Raw genomic sequence first — 21,406 nt, forward strand, 5'->3', positions numbered from 1 at the left:
TCTCCTGATATCTCCGCCATTTGGCGGACCCGGGTCGCGACAGGCCGTCGCTCGCGGTCATCCGGCGCCACCGGCACCGATTCTTTCCGCCAGGAAGTCGACGAACACGCGCACCCGCGCCGGCATGGTCGCCCCGCCGACGAACAGCGCGTGGAGCGGCTCGCGGTCCTGCGGGTTGAACGCCTCCAGCAGCGGCACCAGCCGGCCCGAAATGAGGTCATCGTCCACCGCGAACCGCCCGACCCTCGCGATACCGACGCCGGCCCGCGCGAGTTGCGCCAGCGACTCGCCGTTGTTCGCCTCGATCGACCCCGTCACCGCCAGCGCCCGGTCGCGCCCGTCCTCGCGGAACGGCCAGCCGGGTTCGGCACGCCGGAAGTTGAAGCTCAGGCAATTGTGCGCGAGCAGGTCGTCCGGCACCCGCGGCGTGCCCTCCCGCGCGAGATAATCGGGCGAGGCGACCACCACCCGACCCGTCTCGCCCAGCTTGCGTGCCGTCAGCGGACTGTCGGCCAACTGGCCGAAACGGACCGCGACATCCGCCTGCCCGCCCAGCACATCGACGATCCGGTCCGACAGGTTCAGGTCGATAAGGATACCGGGATAGCGCGCGGTGAAATCGCCCAGCAGCGGCACGACGAACAACCGGCCATGCGCCAGCGACGCGGTGACGCGCAGCCGGCCGCGCGGCGACGCCTGATCGGCGATGCTGCCCTCCACCTCCGCCAGATCGGCGAGGATGCGGCGGGCGGCGCGCAGATACGCCTCGCCCTCCCCGGTCAGCGCCAGCGCGCGCGTGGTGCGGACCAGCAACCGCACACCCAGCCGCGCCTCGATCCGCCCGACGATGCGGCTGACCGCCGATGGCGTCAGCCCCAGCGCCCGCGCCGCCGCCGACAGGCTGCCCTGCGCCGCGACGCTGGCGAACACCGCCATCTCCCCCGATCGACCGCCGACGTCCATCTGTGACTCCCAGGCAAAGCTGCTGGTCCCATTCTCCGGCTACCGCGCGGACGCGCAAGCCATCATCTCTGCAGGAGCAACAAAGGACCATTCGTCATGCGCCTCAACCTCCCCCTGCTCGCGCTGGCGACAGGCGCCTTCGGCATCGGCGTGACCGAGTTCGCGCCGATGGGGATGCTGCCCGGCATCGCCAGCGATCTGGGCGTGTCGATCCCGGCGGCGGGGCTGCTGGTCAGCGCCTATGCGATGGGGGTGCTGATCGGTGCACCATTGATGACGCTGACGACCGGGCGGATCGACCGGCGGACGCTGCTGGTCGCGCTGATGGGCATCTTCACGCTCGGCAACGCGCTGTCGGCGCTGGCGGACGGATACTGGACGCTGATGATCGCGCGGGTCGTCACGTCGTTCAACCACGGTGCGTTCTTCGGCGTCGGTTCAGTCGTCGCCGCCAGCCTCGTCCCCGCCGACAAGCGCGCGGGCGCGGTCGCGGCGATGTTCACCGGGCTGACGGTGGCGACGATCGGCGGCGTGCCGCTGGCAACCTGGGCGGGCGAGGTGCTGGGCTGGCGCACCGCCTTTGCCGGGATCGCCGGCGTGGGGGCAGTGGCGATGCTGTCGCTGCGGCTGGCGCTGCCATCGCTGCCGGTTACGCAGGACAGCGACATGCGTGCGGAACTGAGGGTACTCACGCGCGGTCCGGTGCTGGCGGCGCTGGCGCTGACCGTCGTCGGGGCGAGCGCGATGTTCACCGTGTTCACCTATATCGTCCCGATCCTGCGCGACGAGACGCACGCCTCGACCGGCTTCGTCACCGCGATGCTGGTGCTGTACGGCATCGGGCTGACGATCGGGAACACGCTGGGCGGACGGCTGGCGGACCGATCGATCGATCGGACGCTGGTCGGGAGTTTTGCGACGCTCGCCACGGTGCTGGTGGTGTTCGCCGGCGTCATGCACTGGCCGCTGCCCGCCGCTGCCGCGATCCTGATCTGGGGCATCGCCAGCTTCGCGATCGTGCCGCCGCTGCAGATGCGGGTGATGGAGGCCGCCGCGGATGCGCCGAACCTCGCCTCGGCGATGAACATCGGTGCATTCAACCTCGGCAACGCGATCGGCGCGGCGCTGGGCGGCGGCGTGATCGGCGCGGGGCGTGGTCTGCCGGCGGTGTCGCTGGCGGGCGGGGCGATGGCGGCGGCGGCGCTGGTCATGCTGATCGCGATCGGGCGGCGGCGGGCCGTGACGTGTCCGGCGTGAAACCCGGCAGGCGGGCCGATCGGCCTCGGCTCCCGTCTCCCGGCCAGCGTTGTCCGACACGATGACGATGCGCGCGGACCGAACCATGTCGCCGATACAGTTCGGCCCGGGCGCCACAGGCACCTAGGCCAAACCACATCGCAGTCACTGACCGCAAACGGCGTCGATCAGATCTTCATCGTCTTGGCCATGTTCAGATGGGCGGTGACGATCGGGATCATCTCGCTGGCGAACGTCTTGAGCTGGGGGGCGTCGCCGGTGGCGGCATAGGCCTTCAGCGCATCGAGCGTCTGCTGATGCCCGGCCGCCTGTTCGGTCTTGTAGGCCTGATCGAAGGCGGCCCCGTTCAGGGTCTTCAGCTGGTCGAGCTTCTGCTGCTGCTCGGCATTCAACGCAGGGTTGGGGGTGATCGCCGGCGTCACGCCGGCCGCCGCGGTCTTCAGCTTGGCGGTGGAGGTGGTATGCGCCTCGATCATCTTGTTGGCATAGGACTTCACGGCCGCCGATGCGCCGTTGGTCAGGGCAAGCCGCGAGGTTTCGATCTCGAACGCATCGCTGGCCGCGGCGACGTTCGCGAAGCTCTGGGCGCCGCTTGCCGTGACGGATGGCGTACCGGGCACGTTGGTCCCGTCGACCTCGGTGTTCGTCGTCATGGTGTTGACCTGACCGGCTTCGTTGCTGCGGCCGCAGCCGGCAAGTGCCACCACAGCGGTGGCGGTGATGATCGTTTTGCGAAATGTCATAGCGGGATTCCCTGATAGCGTATCGGCGAGCACATCGGCACGTCAGCGGGATAACTGCGTACGCAACGCTGACGTTCCCAATGGACCCTCTGACGTGTCCCTGTCGTTCATGCCGACACCGCAACGACGGTCGCCATTCAAGGAACGGATACGATGAGCATCTTCGGCAACATCATGGGCAAGATCTTCCATCACGGACAGGACAAGCCGGCCACCCAGCCCGCCCCTGCCACCCCCGCGGCCGCCACGCCGCAGGCGGCGCCGATCGCGCCATCCGCTCCGCAGGCGGCCCCCCAGAATGTCGATGTCGGTGCGGTGCTGGCCGAGATGGCATCGATGCAGAACGGTGGCGGGAACTACCGGACATCGATCGTCGATCTGCTCAATCTGCTGGGTCTCGATCACAGTCTCGACGCCCGTAAGGAGCTGGCCGACGAACTGGGCGTCCATGCCGGTGCCCCGGGTACCGCCGAGCAGAATATTGCGCTGCACAAGGCGGTGATGGCCAAGCTCGCCGAGAATGGCGGCGTCGTGCCCGACAGCCTGCGCAACTGAGCATGACCGTCCCGGCCGGATGACGCCATCGCGTTACCCGGCCGGAACATCCGGACGACTTCATCGTCCGGCCAGCGCCTATCGGCGCAGCCCGTTCAGGATCGCATCGAGCGGATTGCCACCGCCCCCGAACATGCCGCCCAATCCACCGGCGGCGCCGCTATTGCCGCTCGTGCCCCCGCCGAGAACGGATGCCAGCACGCCGCCCAGTCCACCGCCCAGCCCACCGGCGGCACCTGACCCGCCATTCGTGGCGAAGTGGCGCGCGACCATGGCGGCGACGATCGGCAGCATCGCCTTCAGCACCGCGCTCGACACCCCGGACTGATCCGCTGCGTGGTCGGCGACTTGCCGGCTGACGTCCTTGGTGCCGAAGATCTGGCCCAGGATGTCGTTGCCCGTCGACGTGGTCGGCTCGGCGGTTCCGGCACCGTGTGCAACGCCACCGGGATCGCCGGGATCGGCCTGTTTGTGAAAGCCGCCCAACACCGCCGGCATCAGCGATGCGAGCGCGGAACGGGTCTGCTCGGGCGTGAGACCGAAGCGTGCACTGAGCTGGCCGAGGTCCATGCCGCTTGCGCCAAGAAACTGATCGAAATTCTGCATGTCATTCTCCTTGCGACCGCAACGCCCCTCGGGCCGCCAGGTGCCATCGACGGCTGGCTGTGATGCCGGCGGGGCATGGGGGTAACCCGGCCGGATAACGACATTCGCCATCGTGCTGCCGTTCAGAATGGAGGCGCTATGTCACGCGGAGGCGATGCATGCCGTTGGACATGCACGAAAAAGGACGATGACATGAGCAAGGCAGGAGCCATCGGATTCGCCATGGCCGGGATGGCGGGGGTTGGATTGTCAGGCTGCGCGGCCGTCGATGCGTCGCCAGGAGGCCGGCCGATCGCGCTGGACAGTGAAACGATCCGCTACGAGACCGCGCCGTGCTTCGGCACCTGCCCGGTCTATGCGGTCACGCTCACCCCTGACGGGAAGGGCATTTTCGAGGGCAAGCGTTTTACCGCGGTCACCGGCATCAGGGCTTTCCGGATCACGTCCGCGGCCTATCAGGCCTTTGCCGCCAGACTGGCGCCCTATCGTCCGGCCGGGAACGAGATGCTGTACCACCCCGGCACCCCGAACTGCGGGAACGCGCCGAGCGACATGCCGAGCGTCGATATCGTCTGGACCGGGTCGAGCGGGGGCCGGCAACATCTCAACGTGTATGATGGCTGCGGCTCACAGACGATGCGTGACGCGCTGCGGGCGGCGCCCGGCGATCTCCCGATCCAACCGTTCATCGGAAGACCGCAGGGGTAAGCGGGGCCGCTGCGCCGATGGCCCAAGAACCCCCCGCCTGCGATATTGCAATTATTGGCGGCGAAAAAATTGCACCCGTCACGTCGCCGATGAGGACGTTAAGCTGTATTTCTTCGGGCGGTTTTCTGTAACGCCAGATGCGGCCCATGGCTGAAGACTCAAGGTGAGCGCCCGTACGCGGCGACCCAACATCGTGAAATAACAAAAGTTTAGTAATAAAATTGGCCCGGCCTGCATATATTTACGCTAGATTAACGTTCATGCCTTGTCGGCGTGTTAGGACTGGGGTGCTGCCGTATTGGTCGTACGCTTCCCGGCCTGTCGGCGGCAAGCGCATGGATGCGCCTGTCTGGTAGCCGTCACGGGTAAAGGGGATGTCTTATGAAGCGCCTTGGGTTCGTTGCTCTCGCCTCCACGATCGCCATCACGGCAGCGGCGCCAGCCTCTGCGACCGTTCTTCTGCCCGGAGAGGTCGGGGTCGCCTTCTCGGCGTTCGATGCCTCCACCCGGGGCGTCCAACTGGACAGCATTCAGTCCGGTACGACCGGGGCCACGACCTATAGCGGGTTCCTGCGCAGCGCCGTCTATCGCAACACGCTGGGCACGCTGGATTTCTATTATCAGGTCGCCATTACCGCGATCGATTTTGGCGATGAGGTGTACAACCTCACATCGGCAGGGTTCTTCGGCTATTCGGTCGAGGCGCTGGTAGACGGTACCGATTTCGACGGTGCCGGGTTCTTCACCGCGGCGAACAATCCCAATACGCAAGGACCGGCCGGCTCCACGACGACCGCGTCGCGCAACGGCAGCGGCTCGGTATTGCGTGCGGATTTCGGCGCGAATGGCCTCGAAGGCGTCGGGCAGACCAGCGCCACCTATATCTTCCGGACCAACGCGACGGGCTATGATCTGGGTGGCACGTTCACCACGCAGGACGGTTCGGTCGCCCAGCGCGCGAATTTCCAGCCGACCAGTCTGGTCCCCGAGCCCGCCACATGGGGGATGATGCTGCTCGGCTTTGGCATGGTGGCCGGCGCGGTCCGCTATCGCCGCCGCGGCGGCAAGATCGTTTACGCCTGATCGCGATCAAATGCCGGCATGAAACACCACCGGAATCTTCCCGGCGGTGTCTCATGCCGGCAATACTCCATCATGTCCGGTCCATATCGGGGGCTCGAACAAATCTTTCGAGAACAGGTTTGACCGTTCGATCCCGTTGGACAACACTTCGAGTATCACCGGCAAACGGCAAGGACAGGGTCGTCGCGACTCGCAAGGCGGGGGCATATTGAACGAAATGGCTTCGATATCCGTCCAGACATTGCGCATCGACCGCCAGGGCCTGGCCTTCGATATCCTGGTCGCCGTTGCCGCGACCATGGGGGCCGTGGCGGCACGCCTGGCGATCGAACACGTCGTCGGTGGCGTGGCGCCGTTCGTGCTGACCTTCCCGGCGGTCATGATCGCCACGCTGGTCGGTGGCGGCCGCGCCGGCATGATCGCCGCGGTGAGCTGTCAGTTGCTGACCATCCGGTACGTCTTCCCGAACTGGGTCTCCCCCCATGGCGGCATCTCCACCGATCTGGCCAATATGGTGCTGTCCACCCTGGCACTCGCCGGGACCATCTGGGCAACGGCATCCCATCGCCGCGCGGCTGCCGTGATGCGTGGCCGTTGCGAACAGCAGGTACATACCCTGTCGCTGCTCAACGCGGAGATGGATCACCGCACCAAGAACAATTACCAGATCGCGGCCGGGCTACTTGCCCATCAGTCGTTGTCGTCGCTCGATCCCGCGGTAGCGCGCGAGCTGGATATGGCGGCCGCCCGCCTCGAAACGATCGCATCGGTATATCAGAATCTTCCGGCCCAGCTGGATCATGGCAAATCGATAGATCTGGCGGATCATCTGGAACGGGTCGTATCGTTGCTACGCACCGGTGCGGCGCCCGACTATATCACGATCCGGTACCGGGCCGACCATATCCAGGCGTCGAGTGACGTCGCTGTCGTCGCCGGGCTGATCGTCAACGAATGGGTGACCAATGCCCTTCAGCACGCCTTTGGCGATGGTCCCGGCCGCATCTCGGTCGATGTCGCCGACAAGGCCGATCACATCCGGGTGACGGTTGTCGACGATGGTGGGGCCGGCGGCCGGATCGATGACGGCCAAGGTCAAGGTAGCACGCTGATGACGTCATTGGCCAAAACGGTGCGGGGCAAGGTTACGATCGGCTATCACGGCGGCACCAGATGTACGCTGGTGATCCCCGCAGGCGTCGGGTCATAGCCGTACCGGCGCAGCCCTTTCTATCTCTTCCGCGCTAGGCACATTGCCGCAGCATCAGCGATTGCAGCGCGCGATCGATCACCGGAATCGTGAACGGCTTCTGGATGAAACGATCGGCAAGCCCGATCCTATCGCCGTGTTTGGCCACGTAGCCCGACATGGCGATGGTATGAATACCGGGCCGCAGGACCTTTGCCTGCTCGATCAGATCGAATCCGTTCGCCTTGCCGGGCATGACGACATCCGTCAGGATGACATCTATCGCTGCCCCGCTGGCAACGATGGGCAGCGCCGCATCACCGGAATCGGCCACGATGACATCATAGCCCATCAGAGCCAGTGCTTCCTGAAGCAGTATTATTATCGCCTTTTCGTCATCGACGACAAGAACGACACATCGAGGCGCGGTCATCGGCTTCCGATCTGCTTTTGGTCATGTGCAATGGATCGTCTATTGAGCGGGTTATAAATCCCTGCGGACCGCACTCCCTCCTGAAAATCTTGCTATTGTAAATCTATGTTACCACCGGTTGCCAAACCGCGTCAAACAGAGACGAACCCGCAATCGTTTTATCGATCGTGGCTCTAGCCAGAGCGGGATGACATGAGGTTGATCCGGATGTTCGTCATGGCTAGCGCAGCGAAGCAATCCAGGGCGTCCTGGTCCGGCACTGGATTGCTTCGCTGCGCTCGCCATGACGGATCGATCTGATGTCATCCGACTCCAGATCGACGCTCACGTTCAGGAAACACGCAAAAGGTGCGACCGGACACGAGGCCCCCCTTCCCGCCGGCCTGTCGCAGGCTACGGTTGCCGGATGGATGACGCCGGTCGCCCCGTCCCTCCACCCCGCATGGGCGGACGGCCTCAGCGTTCCGCGAAACTGCGCGACAGGCTCTCGGTCAGCGGGTCCAGCATATATTGCAGGGCGGTCCGGGGGCGCAGCCGGACGCTGACCTGCACGGGCACGCCGGGGCGGATGCCGGCATCCCCCTCCCGCACCGCCCGCAACAGCGCGACCTGCGATTCGGGCACGACGATCTGGGCGGTGAAATGGCTGAGGCCGGTGCGCGGATCCTCGACGCTGTCCGCCGATACGTTGCGGACGATGCCCAGCACGATCGGCAGGTCCCGGTCGTGCAGCGACAGGAACTTCACCTCGGCCTCCCGCCCTTCGAACACGCCGTCGATATCCTCCGGTGCGAAGCTGGCGCGGATTTCCAGCGGTACCCGGTCGGGCACGATGTCGAGGATCGGCTGGCCTGCGGCGACCACCCCACCGGCGGAATGGACGCGCAGATCGACGACCCGGCCGGCGGCGGGCGCACGGATCACGGTGCGTTCCAGCTGCTCGCGCGCGGCGATCCATTTGGGCAGCGCATCGTTCAGCTGGAACTGGGTGTCGCGCAGGGCCGCGGCGGATTGCTCGATCCACTGCCGGCGGGTCTGCGCCATCTGCTGCCCGGTGCCCGCGATCTGTTCCTGCGCCGCCGCGGCGCGGGCGGTGAAATCGTCGTTGTTGCCGTCCAGTTCGGCAAGGCTGCGTTCCAGCGCCCGCACCGTGTTGCGTGACACGTCGCCCCGCTCCGCCAGGCGGCGGGTGCTGTCCATCTGCGCCTGCAGCGAGCGTCGTTGCGTGGCGGCGGCCCGTGCCTGCGCCTGAAAGCCGTTGATCTGCTGCCCCAGTTGATCGCGCTGTTCGGCCAGCACGCTGCGACTGGCGGCAAGCAGTTCGCGACGCGCCACGGCCTGCGCCCGTTGCAGCCGCAGCGCCGCCGCGATCAGCGCTCGATCCTCCTCGCGCGCATGGGCGAAGGCCGCCGGCCAGACGATCGGCTGCCCGGTCACCTCCGCCTGAAGCCGCGCGCGCTGCGCCTGCAGGTCGATCACCGACGCCGCGAGCGCCCGCTCGGTCGCCGCGACCTCCGAGCCGGACAGGCGAACCAGCACCTGGCCACGCGTGACCTGCTGCCCCTCGCGCACCAGGATATGGTCGATATTCCCGCCATAGCGGTGCTGGATCACCTGCCGGTTGCCGGCGACGATCACCTGCCCGCTGCCATGCGCGGCGGCATCCAGCCGCGCAAAGGCCGCCCAACCGAGCAGCACGACGAAGAACGCCACCGCGACGATACCGCCCGCGATCAGCGCCCGGCGCGGCGAGTCGTTCAGCCGTGCCGGATCGAGGAAGCCGGCGGGGGGCACCGTCGCCGCCTTCGTCCGGGCGTCGGTATCGGATGCCGCGGTCATGCCGCCGTTCCTCCGGCCCGCCCATCGGCGGGGCGATCGCGTGGTGTCGGGGCATCGGGCGAATGATGCGCCTGCATCGGCGCTGCCGGGGGCTGTTGCGGTCGCAACGCCTCGTCGCGGTTCCTGATGAACTGCACCTCGCCGTCACGCAGCAGCATGATGCGATCCGCCGCCTGGAGCAGCCCGGTGCGGTGTGTCGATACCACGACGGTCACCCCCTGCGCCCGTGCCTGGCCCAGCATCTCCAGCAGCATCGCCTCTCCGCTCATGTCGAGATGGGCGTTGGGTTCGTCGAGGAACAGCAGGCGCGGCTTGCCGAACAGCGCGCGCGACAGCGCGACCAGCTGGCGCTGTCCCGCCGACAGGCCACCATCCTCGCGGATCGACAGCAGCGTGTCATAGCCCTGGGGCAGGTGCAGGATCGCCTCATGCGCCCCCGCCCGCTGCGCGGCGTCGATCACCGCCGCGTCCAGTGCGGCGGGATCCTCGGCGAACGCCCCCTGAAAGCGCGAGATGTTGGCATGGACCGTCGCCGGAAACAGCGTCGGCGTCTGCGGCATATAGCCGGTGTGGCGGCCCAGCGTCTCGCGATCCCAGTCGGCGATGCGCGCGCCGTCGATCCGCACCTTCCCCGCATCGGGAACGATCGCGCCGACCAGCGCGCGCAGCAGCGTGGACTTGCCCGCCCCGCTCGGCCCCACCAGCGCGATCACCTCGCCCGGCCGGACCGAGAAGCTCACCTCCTTCAGGATGGTGCGGTCGCTGCCCGGTACGCGGACCGTCAGGCCGGATACCTCGATCCGCCCTTGGGGCGCGGGGAGTGCCGTCCGCGTCACGGCCATATCGTCCTCGGCCAGAAAGACGGACAGCCCGCGATACGCCGCACGGGCGCCCAATACGCTCCGCCACGCCCCCAATATCTGTTCGACGGGCTGCAACGCGCGGCCGATCAGCAGCGAGGCGGCAAAGATCGCCCCGGCCGATATGCTCTGCCGGATGGCCAGCCAGGCTCCCAGCGCCAGCGCCAGCGACTGGAACAGCAGCCGCAGGAACTTGGTCACCGCCAGGAACCCGCTGGAGGTGGCGGCGACATCGCCTTGCCGGTCGACGACGCGGGCCCGCTCGATCAGGTGGCGACGCACCATCGCCTCCCGCATCCCCAGCGCGCAACCCACCTCCGCCGCCGCCACCGAATAGTCCTGCGAACGGCCGAGCGCCCCCGTCCATTCCCCCGCCTGCGTCAATCCGTGCTGCGTCGCGCGTTCGCCGAGAAAGGTGACCAGGATCAGCAGGACCATCGCCGCCACGGCGAGCGCCCCGATCCAGGCATGGAGCAGGAAGCAGACGAGGATATAGAGCGGCGCCCATGGCGCATCGAACAGCGCGATGATCGCGGGGCCGGTCAACGTGCCGCGCACCGTATCGAATTGGCGCAGCGCGACCGTCCGCTGTGCCGCCGTCGCCCGGTGGGCGCCCAATACCCGGCGCAGGATCGCGGGTGCCGCCTGTTTCTCCAGCCGCATGCTCGCCCGCAGCAACAGCCGCATCCGGACCAGATCGAGGATCGCGAACACACCGAGGGCGACGATCAGGGCCACGATCAGCAGCACCAGCGTCGCACCGCCACGGGTCGGCACCACGCGATCATAGACCTGGAGCATGAACAGAGACGGCGCGAGATAGAGGATGTTGACCAGTCCGCTGAACAACGCCGCCGACCAGAAATGTCCCCGCGCGGCACGCAGCGCGGCGGCCAAGGGACTTCCCCGGTCATCAGATTCCATCGACTGCCCCCGACCCGTTCCCCAACGGGCTATTAGTGGCCGCTAATCGTTGGCCTTGTCCAGTGGCGTTTCACATGTGCCGGGATCGTCGCCCTTGGCATGCAGGATCTGGTCGAGCCCGAGCGGGCGCGATTGCTGCAACGTCAGTATCTGGAGCGGATCGCTGGGGTCGGAGCGCATCGCGACGAGCCGGATGTCCGCCGCGAGGCCGCTGTGGAAGATGCAGCTGAGAAACGCGCTGTCGGTCCACACCGCGTTCAGCACCGTGGTCAGGTCGTGCGACATCTGCGCTAGCAGCAGTTGCCGTCCGTCGATCACCAGCATCATTCCCTGCCCCGCCCAGCGCGAGACGACGAGATCGATCGATTCGTAATTGAGCGGCATCCGCTCGTCGATATGGCGCGGATCATAGGCGATCCCGCCGATGGTCACGCCGCGGGCGCGGGCCGCTTCCAGTTCCGGTGCCAGCAGATCGTGGATCGACGGGAAGAAATCGATCAGCACGATATTCTCCGCCTGCGCCAGCATCGAACGGGCCCGTTCGAACACCAGCGCGACGGACGGCACCGAATAGACCCGTTCGTCGCTGGCCGGCTTGCGGATGCCTTCCAGCGTGGCGCGGGCGGCGATCTGCCGCGCCTCGAACGTCTGCCGCAGCATCGACAGCAGTTCCTCGGGTGGCGTCGGGCTGTAGGTCGTCGCCTCGCCGATCCCCTCGCTGGCGGTGATCGCACCCTTCTGGGCCAGCGTCTTCAATGCCCGATAGACGTTGGCCGCCGCCTTCGAGATGCGCTGGGCGAGCCGGTAACCCGATGCCGGGCCGCTCCGCAGCAACTCGCAGTACAGCTTCGATTCCATCTCGGTGAAGCCAAAGCCCATCAACGACAGTTCGGCGCCCGTCTCGCTGTCGCCGGCCCTGCCGTTCAGGGCCCGCGCATAGTCGGTCGCCGCAGTCATTCGATTCTCCCCAGTCCGTCCCGTGTCGGGCGACGAGGACCATGACGGTGTAGATCGTCGCCGCGCGTCAAGATAGGTCGGCCATGCTGCCTTTACCAGCCGATGGCCACGCGCGCGCCGAAGGACAAGCGCGCGCGGGGAGGCGATATTCCCCGCGCGCATCGCTCAGGCGGCGGAACTTGGGCGGCGGGACTCAGGCGGCGGCGAACCGAACTACCGCCCGGCGGCGGCGCATCGCGTACCCGACGATGCCGAACCCCGCCATCATCATCGCCCAGCTGGCCGGTTCCGGAACGGGCGAGACCACCTCGCCGATGGTCAGCGTGGCGGGAAGATCGAGGTCGCCGTCCTCCAACAGGGCAAAGCTGCCGGTGAGGAAGGTGGGCGCCGTCGTCGATCCCGTGAACAGCTGGCTCCCGAAGAAGTTAAGGAACGCGCTGCCCAGCTGGATCGTCAGTCCGCCATCGAACGAGGCGACGTTGAAGGTGATCGACTCCGCGGTACCGGCGCTGCCGTCGAAGACGCCGGCAATCCCGTCGACGATGAACGTGTCGGCGTCCGCATAGGCCGGCGGCGCCAGCAGCGCGGAATCGATCGTGAAGGCGGCGTTGGTGGCGCCCGTCAGGTTGAAGGCGAAGATCGCGGCGTCGGCAGGTGCGGCGATCAAGGCGATCGGGGCCGTGAACGCCATCAGCATGTGCCTGGTCGTCATGTCATTTCTCCCTTTGTGAACCGGATGCAGGAATGGGGTCCGACGCGTCGCCGGACGGCAGCGGCAGCGTCGTGGCGAGCGGACCGTCGGGCGCAGGACTGGCGACGCCCGTCCGGACCGCCGCGGCGGCGGCGATTGTCGGCGCCGGATACCCTTTGGCGGAGGGGCGCTGGATACGATCGAACGCGCGGACCAGCGGCAGGAACGGACCGAACTGATCGCGGCGCTGCGCCGCCAGATTGGCACCGGCATCATAGGGCGCGATGCCGTCGACCAGCACCGCCGCCTGCAGACGCCCGATAAAGGCCAGCAGCGTCGCCTGTCCCGCGAACAGGCTGTAGCGTGCGTTGACGGTGAGCAACTGCGCGTTGAGCAGCCGCTGTTCGGAATCGATCACCTCGAAATTGGACCGGAACCCCTCGGCGAAGCCGCGGCGGACCCCGCCCAGCGCCGCCTCCGCCGCCGTCACGGCTTCCTGGCCCACCCGCAACTGCTGTTGCGCCGTCACCGTCTGGTTCCAGGCGTTGAGCACGCCGGCGGCGACGCTGCGCCGTGCCTCCTCCACCCGGAAGGTGGCCGATTGCTGCTGCGCGATCGCCGCGCGCACGCGGGAGCCGATCACGCCCTGCGCGAAGAAGGGCACCGTCAGGTTGATCGATCCGCCGATGTTGCCGCCCAGATCGCGCGTCTGGAACCCCGCCGGATTGACATAGCCGACATTGCCCTGCGCCGAGATCGAGGGTGCGCGTTCCGCCCGCGCCGCGGCGATGCGCTGGCCGCTGGCCCGCTCGTTGAGAATCGCCTGCCACAGGATCGGGCTTTCGTCGGCCGCGGCACGCTGCGCCTCGACCGACGTCATGGGCACGGCGGGCAGGCCGGGGCCGGGATCAAGCGCACCCGGATTGCGCCCGACCACGGTCGCGAAGCGCGACCGGCTCTGCTGGAGGCTCGCCAGCGACTGGGCCAGCGCGGCCCGGATGATGAGCATCTGCGCCTGCGCCTGCGCGACATCGGTCATCGCCAGATCGCCCTCCGCCTCACGCGAGCGGTTCTGGGCGACCTGCCGTTCGTAATTCCCGACCGCCTGCGTCTGGATCGCCACGAGCTGCTGGTCGCGCAGGACCGACACATAGGCATCGATCACCTCGAACAGGATGGAATTCTCCACCTCGCGCAGCCGTTCGCGTCCCGACAGGACATCCGCCTCCGCCGCCGACACTTGCGCCGCGGTGCGCCCGCCGCTGCTCAACAGCTGGCTGATCGACATCGACGCCCCCATCGATCGCTGCTCGAACACGGAGAAGCCCTCCGACGAGAGGCCACGCTGGCGTCGCTCGTTGAGGGCGATGTTGCTGTTGATCGACGCACCCAGCCGATAGGGGCTCATCGCCTCGATCACCGTCTCGTCGAGCGCGCGCAGTTCGGCGCGTTGCGCCTGCAATTGCGGGTTGTGGCGATAGGCATCGGCGATCGCCTCCGCCAGCGTCTCGGCCGCGACGGTGCCGGGCATGGCGATCAGGGCCAGCGCCCAGCACCAGCGTCGACCATATCGTCGCAGCGACATCGTGTTCATACACCCCCGAACCGGCGCCAGCCACCGGCATGACGACGTCGACCACCATCGCCCGGTGCCATCCGGACTTTCCGCCCGGTCGCGTGCCGCAACCGCATTAGCCGGGGCGACGGCCGCCCTGTCAAACGCTTATTTGTCGCAACTGCTAACAGTGTCTCACATAGAGACGGCGATCCGGCCGACCCATAGATTGACGATCGGGGATAGGATCGGCGTGGGTCGGGCAGGGGGCGAATCCATTCCGGCCGCCCCCTGACGCGCGACGGCATCGGCCGGGTCCATCCCGTCACGGCGACCACGGCGAAGCGATGACGGCGGGGCAGACTGCCTGTCATCATTCTCCACACCCCGGACTTTCCCACCCCTCGACAGGGATCATGCCCGGTCGATCGAGCCGCCCATCGCTATCGGGGCCGCACGCATCCGTGCAGGATCACCGCGTCGGGCAGCATCACGCTGATGAAGCCCGCGGTATCGCCGGTGGCCGCCACGCGACAGACGCCGGGGGTGTATCGCCACGTCATCATCGCACCGCCCCCGCCGACGATGGCGGCCTGCACCACCCTGCCCTGCGGGGTATCCGATTCGGCCACCGGTATCGCGGTCACGTCGGGAAGGGCCGTGCGGTGCAGCACCACGACATCGCCCTGTCGGGTCAGGCGCCAGTCCGGCGCCTCCCCCACCGCGATCACCTCGACCGGGGCGACGAGCCTGGGTGGCATATCGGTCGTCATCCCAGCCCGTTCAGGCGGTCAGCAACGCGCCGGCGGACATCGCGCCCCCCATCGCGTCGTACAGATAGAACGGGCTGTTGACGAACCCGGCCGACAGGTCGCCGGCATCCGCCCCGGGCCCGGTGTCTGCCGTGGCCATCCCGGTCGTCCCCGATGCGACATCGACCGATGCCAGTTCCCGCACCCGGCCGTCGACGAAGCCCTCGTCGGCACCGGACACGAAACCGTACCACCAGTAACCGTCGCTACGGCCCAGCGCCTTCAGCACCGCGCCGCCCTGGCTCGCCAGTTCCGCCGTGTCGCCGCGGGCGGTGCCGTCGAGCAGCACCAGGCCGCTCGTCGCGACCGTGAGGAAGCCGTTGGCATCCGCGCCGCGCAACTGCTTCGACGTCGCGATCCGGTCGCCGCTGCTCCAGTCGAGCACCCGGTCGCTCCCGCTGGTCGCGGTCGTGTTGAAGGCGAAGACATCGCCGCCGCCGCCGCCGAGCAGGCTGTCGTTGCCCGCCCCGCCGGTCAGCCAGTCGTCGCCGCCAGCGCCGTTCAGCCACATGCCACGATCGTCGGCGGTCAGCCGATCCGCGAAGGCGCTGCCCTCGAACGCCTCGACATTGCGATACGTGTCTCCCCGCGCATCGCCGCCGGTGCCGCGCATCCCCAACCCGTCGACGATCACGCCCGCCGCGGCGTCGCGATAGCTGACGATGTCGAAACCGCTCCGCCCGTCCAGCGCATTGATGCCGGCACCGGCGACCAGCATCTGGTCGAATTCGTTGCCGGTCAGGTCGATCGCATCGCTGCCGGTCGCGGCCACCATCATCTCGACCGCCGCCCCGTCCGCCAGCGTGTACGAGCGTGCCGACACCACCGCCCGGTCGGCGCCGCCGCCGGCGCCCTCGACGATGACGGTGCCGACATGGCGAACGACATAGGTGTCGTCACCCGCCGCGCCGGCCAGCGTGTCCTGCCCGGCGATGCCCCCTGTCAGGACGTTGGCCTGCGCATTGCCGGTCACCCGGATCGCCCCGCCGACGACCTCGATATTCTCGAACGTCGCGGCCAGCGTCCAGTTGACCGAGGTACGGACCAGGTCCACGCCCTCGTTGGCGAGTTCGTTGACGAAATCCAGTGTGTTGTCGACGTCGTAGACATCGTTGCCCGCGCCCCCGACCATGTAGTCGACGCCCGCGCCACCGGCGAGCGTGTCGTTGCCGCCAAAGCTGTTGATGTAATCGTCGCCTGCCAGTGCGACCAGCAGATCGTCACCTGCCCCGCCCTGAAGGCTGTCGCGTCCGGCATGACCTTCCAGACCGGTGGTGCCGGCCGCCATGTACTGTGTGATGATCGGATCGTAGAGCAGGGTCTGCTGCGCCCCGCTGACGACGACATAGGCATAGACGTTGCCCGTACCGATGGTGAACGCGTTGGTGCCTTCCAGCTTCATCACCGTGACCATCGGGGAGGCACCGAAGCGGCCGTCCTTGTCCGCCTGGAGCAGGGTGTCGTTACCCTGCTTCACCAGCGTCACATGACCGCTGATGAACGGGCTGAACGTGCCGATCGTGGTGGTCGCCCCCGCTGGCGTGAACAGGCCTTGCGAGAGGATCGCTGTCAGCCCCAGCAGATCGCCGCCCGCACCGCCCTGGAAGTCGCGCACCACGATGCCGTTGCGGTTGAACGAGGCGATATCCCGATTGCCCCACTGGATCGCCAGTTCGTCACGTCCGGCGCCCAGCGTGATGTCGTAGCCCGCGCGATCGGTGTTCCCCGCGATGCTGATGCCCACCACGTCGTTGCCGTCCCCGGCATCGATCACCGTGGTGCGGGCACCACGGATCGTGATGAAATCGTCGCCCATTCCACCCAGTGCGGTGACGGTATCGCGATAGGGAAGCTGCGAATCCGTCGTGGTACGGGATGGCAGCAGGCCGGCCAGGAAATTCAGCGTGTCATCGCCTTCGCCGCCATCCAGCATGATCGTCGACGCGATAGGATAGGTGGCGAACCGGTTGAGCGAGATGTTGTCGTTGCCGCCATTGCCGATGAAGATATCGTCCCCCCCCAGCGCGTCGTCGATCGTCAGATTCTCGTCGCCGCCGATCACCACGTCGCTGAACTGCGTGGTGACGATCTGTTCGAAGTTGAGCACCGTATCGATACCGGCGCCGGTATCCTGCGCGGTCGTGATGCGCAGATCCAGCGTGATACCATTGGCGATGTTGGTGTTGGTCGAGAAATTGAGGACGTCATATCCCTCGCCCCCGTCGAGGTAATCATCGCCCGCGCCGCCGGTCACATTGTCCTCGCCCGCCCCGCCGATCAGCGTATCGGCAACGCTGCCACCGAACAGCGCGTCGTTCCTTGCCGTTCCGACGAAATTATTCGAACCGGTGCCGCCATAAATCAGGACGCTTTCGACATTCGTCACCGATCCCACGGCGACGCCGTTCGAATAGAGATAGTTGATGGCATCGCCCTGCGTCAGATCGAGCGACAGATCGTCGGTACGGCCGCCGAATTGCAGCACGGCGTGATCGACGCCTTCGCCGCCATCTATGACGTCGTTGCCACCGTCGAACGTCGCACCGCTGCTGACGACCGAACCCGTGATCGTCAGCGTCACCGGGCGTGATCCGTTCAGCAGGCTGTCATTTCCCGTGCCGCCGATCAGCGTGTCGTTGCCCTGACCACCGATGATCATGTCGGATCCGTCGCCACCATCGAGATAATCGTCCCGGTTGGCGTGGGACAGATCGCCGACCGTCAGCGCATCGCCGACCAGCAGGTCGTTGCCCGTCCCGCCGAACAGGATATCCTGTCCGCCGCCGCCGACCAGGGTGTCGATGCCCGTACCGCCGACGAAGCGGTTGGCCACGTCGTTGCCGAAAAAGCGATTGCGGAAATCGCCGCCGATCAGATTTTCGATACCCGACAGCGTATCGGTGCCGACACCGGTGTTCTGGGCCGCCGCGATGGCGAGATCCACCGTCACGCGTGCCGCTAGCCGCGAATAATCGATCGTGTCGATGCCGTCGCCGCCGTCGATCGCATCGTTGCCGCCGCCGTCCTGGAAGACGTTGGCGGCCGCATTGCCGAACACGGCGTTCGTGCCGGTGCCCAGTCGCAGGTTTTCGATACCGCTCAGCATGTCGCGACCCTGTCCGGTGTCCTGCGCCGTGGTCAGCCGCAGATCGACGGTCGTGTTGGTCGCCCCGGTATAGACGGCGGTATCGATGCCGTCGCCGCCGTTCAGGATGTCGTCGCCCGCGCCACCGTCGAGCACGTCGTTCCCGTCGAGGCCGGCCAGCCGGTCGCCGCCGTCACCGCCGGACAGGACGTTGACGCCGGCGTCACCGGTCAGCCAGTCGTCGCCGCTGCCGCCGCGCAGATTCTCGATATCGCGCAGGTTGGCGATCATGGTCCCGTCGGCCAGGACGGTGCCCGCCCCGCCGGTCAGGCTGCCGATGACGCCGGTCCGATAGGTACCGAACGAGGCGGTATCCGTTCCGGCCCCGCCGATCAGCGTGTCGAGGCCGCCGATACGGCCGAGGCCGTCACCGGCCAGCACGTCGTCGCCGGCGCCACCATCGATGACGTTGGCGGCGGCATCGCCCGACAGGGTGTCGGCGAAGGCCGAGCCGGTCAGATTCTCGAACCCGGTCGCCAGCACCGTCTCGCCCAGGCGGACGGTCTGCGCGGTGCCCTGCGCATTCAGGTCATAACCGATCGCCCGCGACTGCCGGGCGAAGCTGAGCGTATCGGTGCCCGCACCTCCGGCCAGCGTATCGGCCCCGACCAGCCCGTCGATCACGTTGTCGCCGGCATCGCCGACGATCGTGTCGGCCTGACGCGATCCGATCGCGTTCTCGACGCCCGTGACGGTATCGCGTCCGGCCCCCGTGGCCTGTGCGCCGGCGATGCCCAGATCGATCGACACGCCGGTATAGGCCTGTTCGAACGACACGGTGTCGCGGCCCTCGCCACCCAGCACGATATCGTCGCCCATCGTTCCGACCAGCAGGTCGTCCCCCGCGCCGCCGTCCAGCGTCGCGGTGGCGGTGTCCAGCAGCGTGGGGGCCGGCACCGACGCCCCTTCCAGCGAGACGTTCAGGACATAGGCGAAGCCGACCGGCAGGTTGGTCGAGATCAATGTGCCGCCGGACGTCGCGCTGTTGGTGATCGCGGTGTAATAGACCCCGTCCGCCGGCAGCACGAAGACCAGCTTCGGATCGGCGGCCAGCCGGCTGCCCTCGTCACGCTTCAGCGATTCGTAATTGCTGGCGAGCGTCCGGCCAGTAGAGTCCAGCAACAGCAGCCCGGGATAGATGCTGCCCCCGATCAGATCGACATCGAGCGTGACGGTCGCGCCGGCCTTGCCCGAAAAGCTGTAATATTCGTAACCGATCCGCGCGGTCGTGCCGATGATCGTGGCATGCGGGATCGTCGTCGGATTCTCGACGCCATAGCGTTCGGCCAGATGAAAATTGCCGTCCAGCGATACGGCGGTCGCCGCCGTGCCGTTGATCCTGGTGCCGGTCTTGACGACATCGGGCAGCGCCGGACGCAGGAGGGCGAAGCCACCGCCGACCAGCCGGTCGTCGCCGGCCCCGCCGGCCAGCACGTCGTCGCCCCCCGCGCCACCGGCGAGCAGGTTGTTGCCGCCATCGCCGGTCAGCACGTCGTCATACGCCGTGCCCGCCACGCTCTCGATCCCGCGCAGGATATCGGTGTCGGTGCCGTTCACGACCCCGATGTCGGCCGCGCCGCCGTTCAGCGTGACCGTGATCCCGGTCGTCGCCGATGCGAACGACACCGTGTCAGCCCCGTCGCCGCCGACGATCGTGTCCGATCCCTGCATGGCGTCGAACAGGTCGTCGCCGGCATTGCCGACCAGCAGATTGTCCGCCTGGTTGCCGACCAGTACGTCGTTGCCGGCACCACCGATCGCATTCTCGATCAGCGACCGGGTGTCGCCGTCATGCAGCAGCGCGTTGCCGACGCTGCCCTGCATCGGCGCCTCGAACCCCAGATAGGCCTCCGCATTGGCGAGCTGCGCCGCCGACAGGACGCTGGTCGCCCCCGGCCGCAGGTCCACCGATACGCCACCGGTGTAGTTGGACAGGTCGTAGGTGTCGTTGCCGCCACCGTCCCAGATCGTCTCCAGCACCTTGTTGCCCGTGGGCGCGCCCTGCCCGACATCGTTGACGAAGCCTTCGCCGGTCTGTTCGTTCCACCGATAGACCGTGCTGGTCGAGTTGGTGGTGTAGTTGGCGCCGTACAGATATTGCAGCGCGGCGATGTCGTACATCATGTAGGACTGGGCGTTGCTCTGCCCGTCGCCGTTATACGCGTTACGGGTGTCGGGCGCGGTGCTGTAGGTCATCAGCGACCAGAGCTGGCCGTCCTTGGCCCATTCCAGCGACCGCGTGCCGTACATCGGCGTCGAGGAACCGAACAGCGAACCGAGATCGACCGCGGTATAGTCGTCGCCGCCATGCTTCAGCCCGAGCGTGTGGCCGATCTCGTGCAGGATGGTGGTATAGCCCCAATTGCCCTTTTCGGGATTGGTGTAATAGGGCTGCTGGGTCCGGCCGAACCAGATATCGCCGGTCGGGTTCTGCCCCAATGGGTTATCGGTGGTACCGGGGAAATTGCCCATCGCCGACGGCACCGACGCCGACGTGGTCTGTGCCAGCCTGAACGTCGCGCGGTCGGCGAGCGATTCGGCGGGCGACACCTCGCGGAACGTCAGGTTGGTGTAGCTGGCGACCAGCGCGAAGCCCGCGCGGGTCGCCTCGCGCTGCATGTCGTTGAACGGCAACAGGGCGATCGCCTGCCCCATGTCGTAATTCGCGCCGTAATCGTTCCCGTCCTCGGGGAAGGTGTAGGTCAGCTGCGTGCCCGTGATCTTGCTGCCGATCAGCACGGCATCGACGTTGCGATCGCCGCTGAAGGCATAGCTGCCGTCCGCGTTGCGGGTCTGCGTCAGGATTTCATATTGGCGCGCGGGGTTGGTGGAGAGCGCGGCCATCGTGCCGATATGCACGGTCGCGTCGCCGCCGCCCGCGCCGCTGGCCAGCGCGCAGGCCGCACAACCGCAGCCGACCACCACCGGATCGAAGCCGTCGCCACCGAACCCGGCCAGTTCCATGTCCATCGCGATACCGCCGACGGGCATCGTATCGAACGCCGTGGCGAAATTGGTGGCGGCTGGCTGATCCGTCATGCGTTGTCCCCTCGATGACCGGGTGAGTATCGGTCGCTACTAATACC

General features: G+C 67.1%; 16 protein-coding genes. 5 read left to right on the forward strand and 11 right to left on the reverse strand.

Features of this window, described 5'->3' with window-relative positions:
- Window positions 1–57: 57 nt before the first annotated feature.
- Complete coding sequence (locus IFT82_RS10595; protein WP_192126479.1) at window positions 58–963, reverse strand: LysR family transcriptional regulator; 906 nt, start codon at window positions 961–963, stop codon at window positions 58–60.
- Between the two features lie 96 nt (window positions 964–1,059).
- Between IFT82_RS10595 and IFT82_RS10600 the strand changes: the two genes are divergently transcribed.
- Entirely contained in the window at window positions 1,060–2,220 is a 1,161-nt protein-coding gene (locus IFT82_RS10600) for an MFS transporter (RefSeq protein ID WP_192126481.1), read from the forward strand.
- Window positions 2,221–2,387: 167 nt separating this feature from the next.
- Here IFT82_RS10600 and IFT82_RS10605 read toward each other — a convergent pair whose 3' ends face one another.
- Window positions 2,388–2,963 (reverse strand): DUF4142 domain-containing protein, encoded by a 576-nt coding sequence (locus IFT82_RS10605; protein WP_192126483.1) that lies wholly within the window; start codon window positions 2,961–2,963, stop codon window positions 2,388–2,390.
- Window positions 2,964–3,116: 153 nt separating this feature from the next.
- On the opposite strand from IFT82_RS10605, the gene IFT82_RS10610 reads away from it, so the two are divergent.
- Window positions 3,117–3,518 carry a DUF3597 domain-containing protein gene (locus tag IFT82_RS10610; protein ID WP_192126485.1) on the forward strand — a complete coding sequence of 134 codons (402 nt, stop codon included), beginning with the start codon at window positions 3,117–3,119 and terminating at the stop codon, window positions 3,516–3,518.
- 78 nt (window positions 3,519–3,596) lie between these two features.
- On the opposite strand, the gene IFT82_RS10615 is transcribed toward IFT82_RS10610, so the two are convergent.
- Window positions 3,597–4,124 carry a DUF937 domain-containing protein gene (locus tag IFT82_RS10615; RefSeq protein WP_192126488.1) on the reverse strand — a complete coding sequence of 176 codons (528 nt, stop codon included), beginning with the start codon at window positions 4,122–4,124 and terminating at the stop codon, window positions 3,597–3,599.
- A 222-nt stretch (window positions 4,125–4,346) separates the two neighbouring features.
- Between IFT82_RS10615 and IFT82_RS10620 the strand changes: the two genes are divergently transcribed.
- The 3 genes from IFT82_RS10620 to IFT82_RS10630 all read left to right on the forward strand — a co-directional run bounded on the left by IFT82_RS10620 (window position 4,347) and on the right by IFT82_RS10630 (window position 7,125).
- On the forward strand, window positions 4,347–4,832 hold the full coding sequence (locus tag IFT82_RS10620) for a DUF6438 domain-containing protein (RefSeq protein ID WP_192126490.1): 486 nt from the start codon (window positions 4,347–4,349) through the stop codon (window positions 4,830–4,832).
- Between the two features lie 381 nt (window positions 4,833–5,213).
- Window positions 5,214–5,915: a PEPxxWA-CTERM sorting domain-containing protein gene (locus tag IFT82_RS10625; protein WP_192126492.1), complete on the forward strand. Its 702-nt coding sequence runs from the start codon at window positions 5,214–5,216 to the stop codon at window positions 5,913–5,915.
- 217 nt (window positions 5,916–6,132) lie between these two features.
- Window positions 6,133–7,125 carry a sensor histidine kinase gene (locus tag IFT82_RS10630; protein ID WP_192126494.1) on the forward strand — a complete coding sequence of 331 codons (993 nt, stop codon included), beginning with the start codon at window positions 6,133–6,135 and terminating at the stop codon, window positions 7,123–7,125.
- 34 nt (window positions 7,126–7,159) lie between these two features.
- On the opposite strand, the gene IFT82_RS10635 is transcribed toward IFT82_RS10630, so the two are convergent.
- The 8 genes from IFT82_RS10635 to IFT82_RS10670 all read right to left on the reverse strand — a co-directional run bounded on the left by IFT82_RS10635 (window position 7,160) and on the right by IFT82_RS10670 (window position 21,359).
- Complete coding sequence (locus tag IFT82_RS10635) at window positions 7,160–7,537, reverse strand: response regulator (RefSeq protein ID WP_192126495.1); 378 nt, start codon at window positions 7,535–7,537, stop codon at window positions 7,160–7,162.
- A gap of 456 nt (window positions 7,538–7,993) precedes the next feature.
- Window positions 7,994–9,376 carry an HlyD family type I secretion periplasmic adaptor subunit gene (locus tag IFT82_RS10640; RefSeq protein ID WP_192126497.1) on the reverse strand — a complete coding sequence of 461 codons (1,383 nt, stop codon included), beginning with the start codon at window positions 9,374–9,376 and terminating at the stop codon, window positions 7,994–7,996.
- Window positions 9,373–11,160 (reverse strand): type I secretion system permease/ATPase, encoded by a 1,788-nt coding sequence (locus IFT82_RS10645; RefSeq protein WP_207105779.1) that lies wholly within the window; start codon window positions 11,158–11,160, stop codon window positions 9,373–9,375. Before IFT82_RS10645 ends, IFT82_RS10640 begins: the two co-directional genes overlap by 4 nt.
- 42 nt (window positions 11,161–11,202) lie before the next feature.
- Window positions 11,203–12,117 carry a TrmB family transcriptional regulator gene (locus IFT82_RS10650; protein ID WP_192126501.1) on the reverse strand — a complete coding sequence of 305 codons (915 nt, stop codon included), beginning with the start codon at window positions 12,115–12,117 and terminating at the stop codon, window positions 11,203–11,205.
- Window positions 12,118–12,310: 193 nt separating this feature from the next.
- Window positions 12,311–12,829, reverse strand: a complete 519-nt coding sequence (locus IFT82_RS10655) for a PEPxxWA-CTERM sorting domain-containing protein (RefSeq protein ID WP_192126502.1) — start codon at window positions 12,827–12,829, stop codon at window positions 12,311–12,313.
- Between the two features lies 1 nt (window position 12,830).
- A complete protein-coding gene (locus IFT82_RS10660; RefSeq protein ID WP_192126504.1) occupies window positions 12,831–14,402 on the reverse strand; it encodes a TolC family protein in 1,572 nt (523 codons plus the stop codon).
- 404 nt (window positions 14,403–14,806) lie between these two features.
- Window positions 14,807–15,124 (reverse strand): hypothetical protein, encoded by a 318-nt coding sequence (locus IFT82_RS10665; protein ID WP_207105780.1) that lies wholly within the window; start codon window positions 15,122–15,124, stop codon window positions 14,807–14,809.
- Between the two features lie 22 nt (window positions 15,125–15,146).
- Entirely contained in the window at window positions 15,147–21,359 is a 6,213-nt protein-coding gene (locus IFT82_RS10670; protein ID WP_192126508.1) for a M10 family metallopeptidase C-terminal domain-containing protein, read from the reverse strand.
- Window positions 21,360–21,406 lie beyond the last annotated feature (47 nt).

Origin of the sequence: Sphingomonas sp. CFBP 8760 (genome assembly GCF_014841615.1) — a bacterium.
Classification (GTDB): Bacteria; Pseudomonadota; Alphaproteobacteria; order Sphingomonadales; family Sphingomonadaceae; genus Sphingomonas.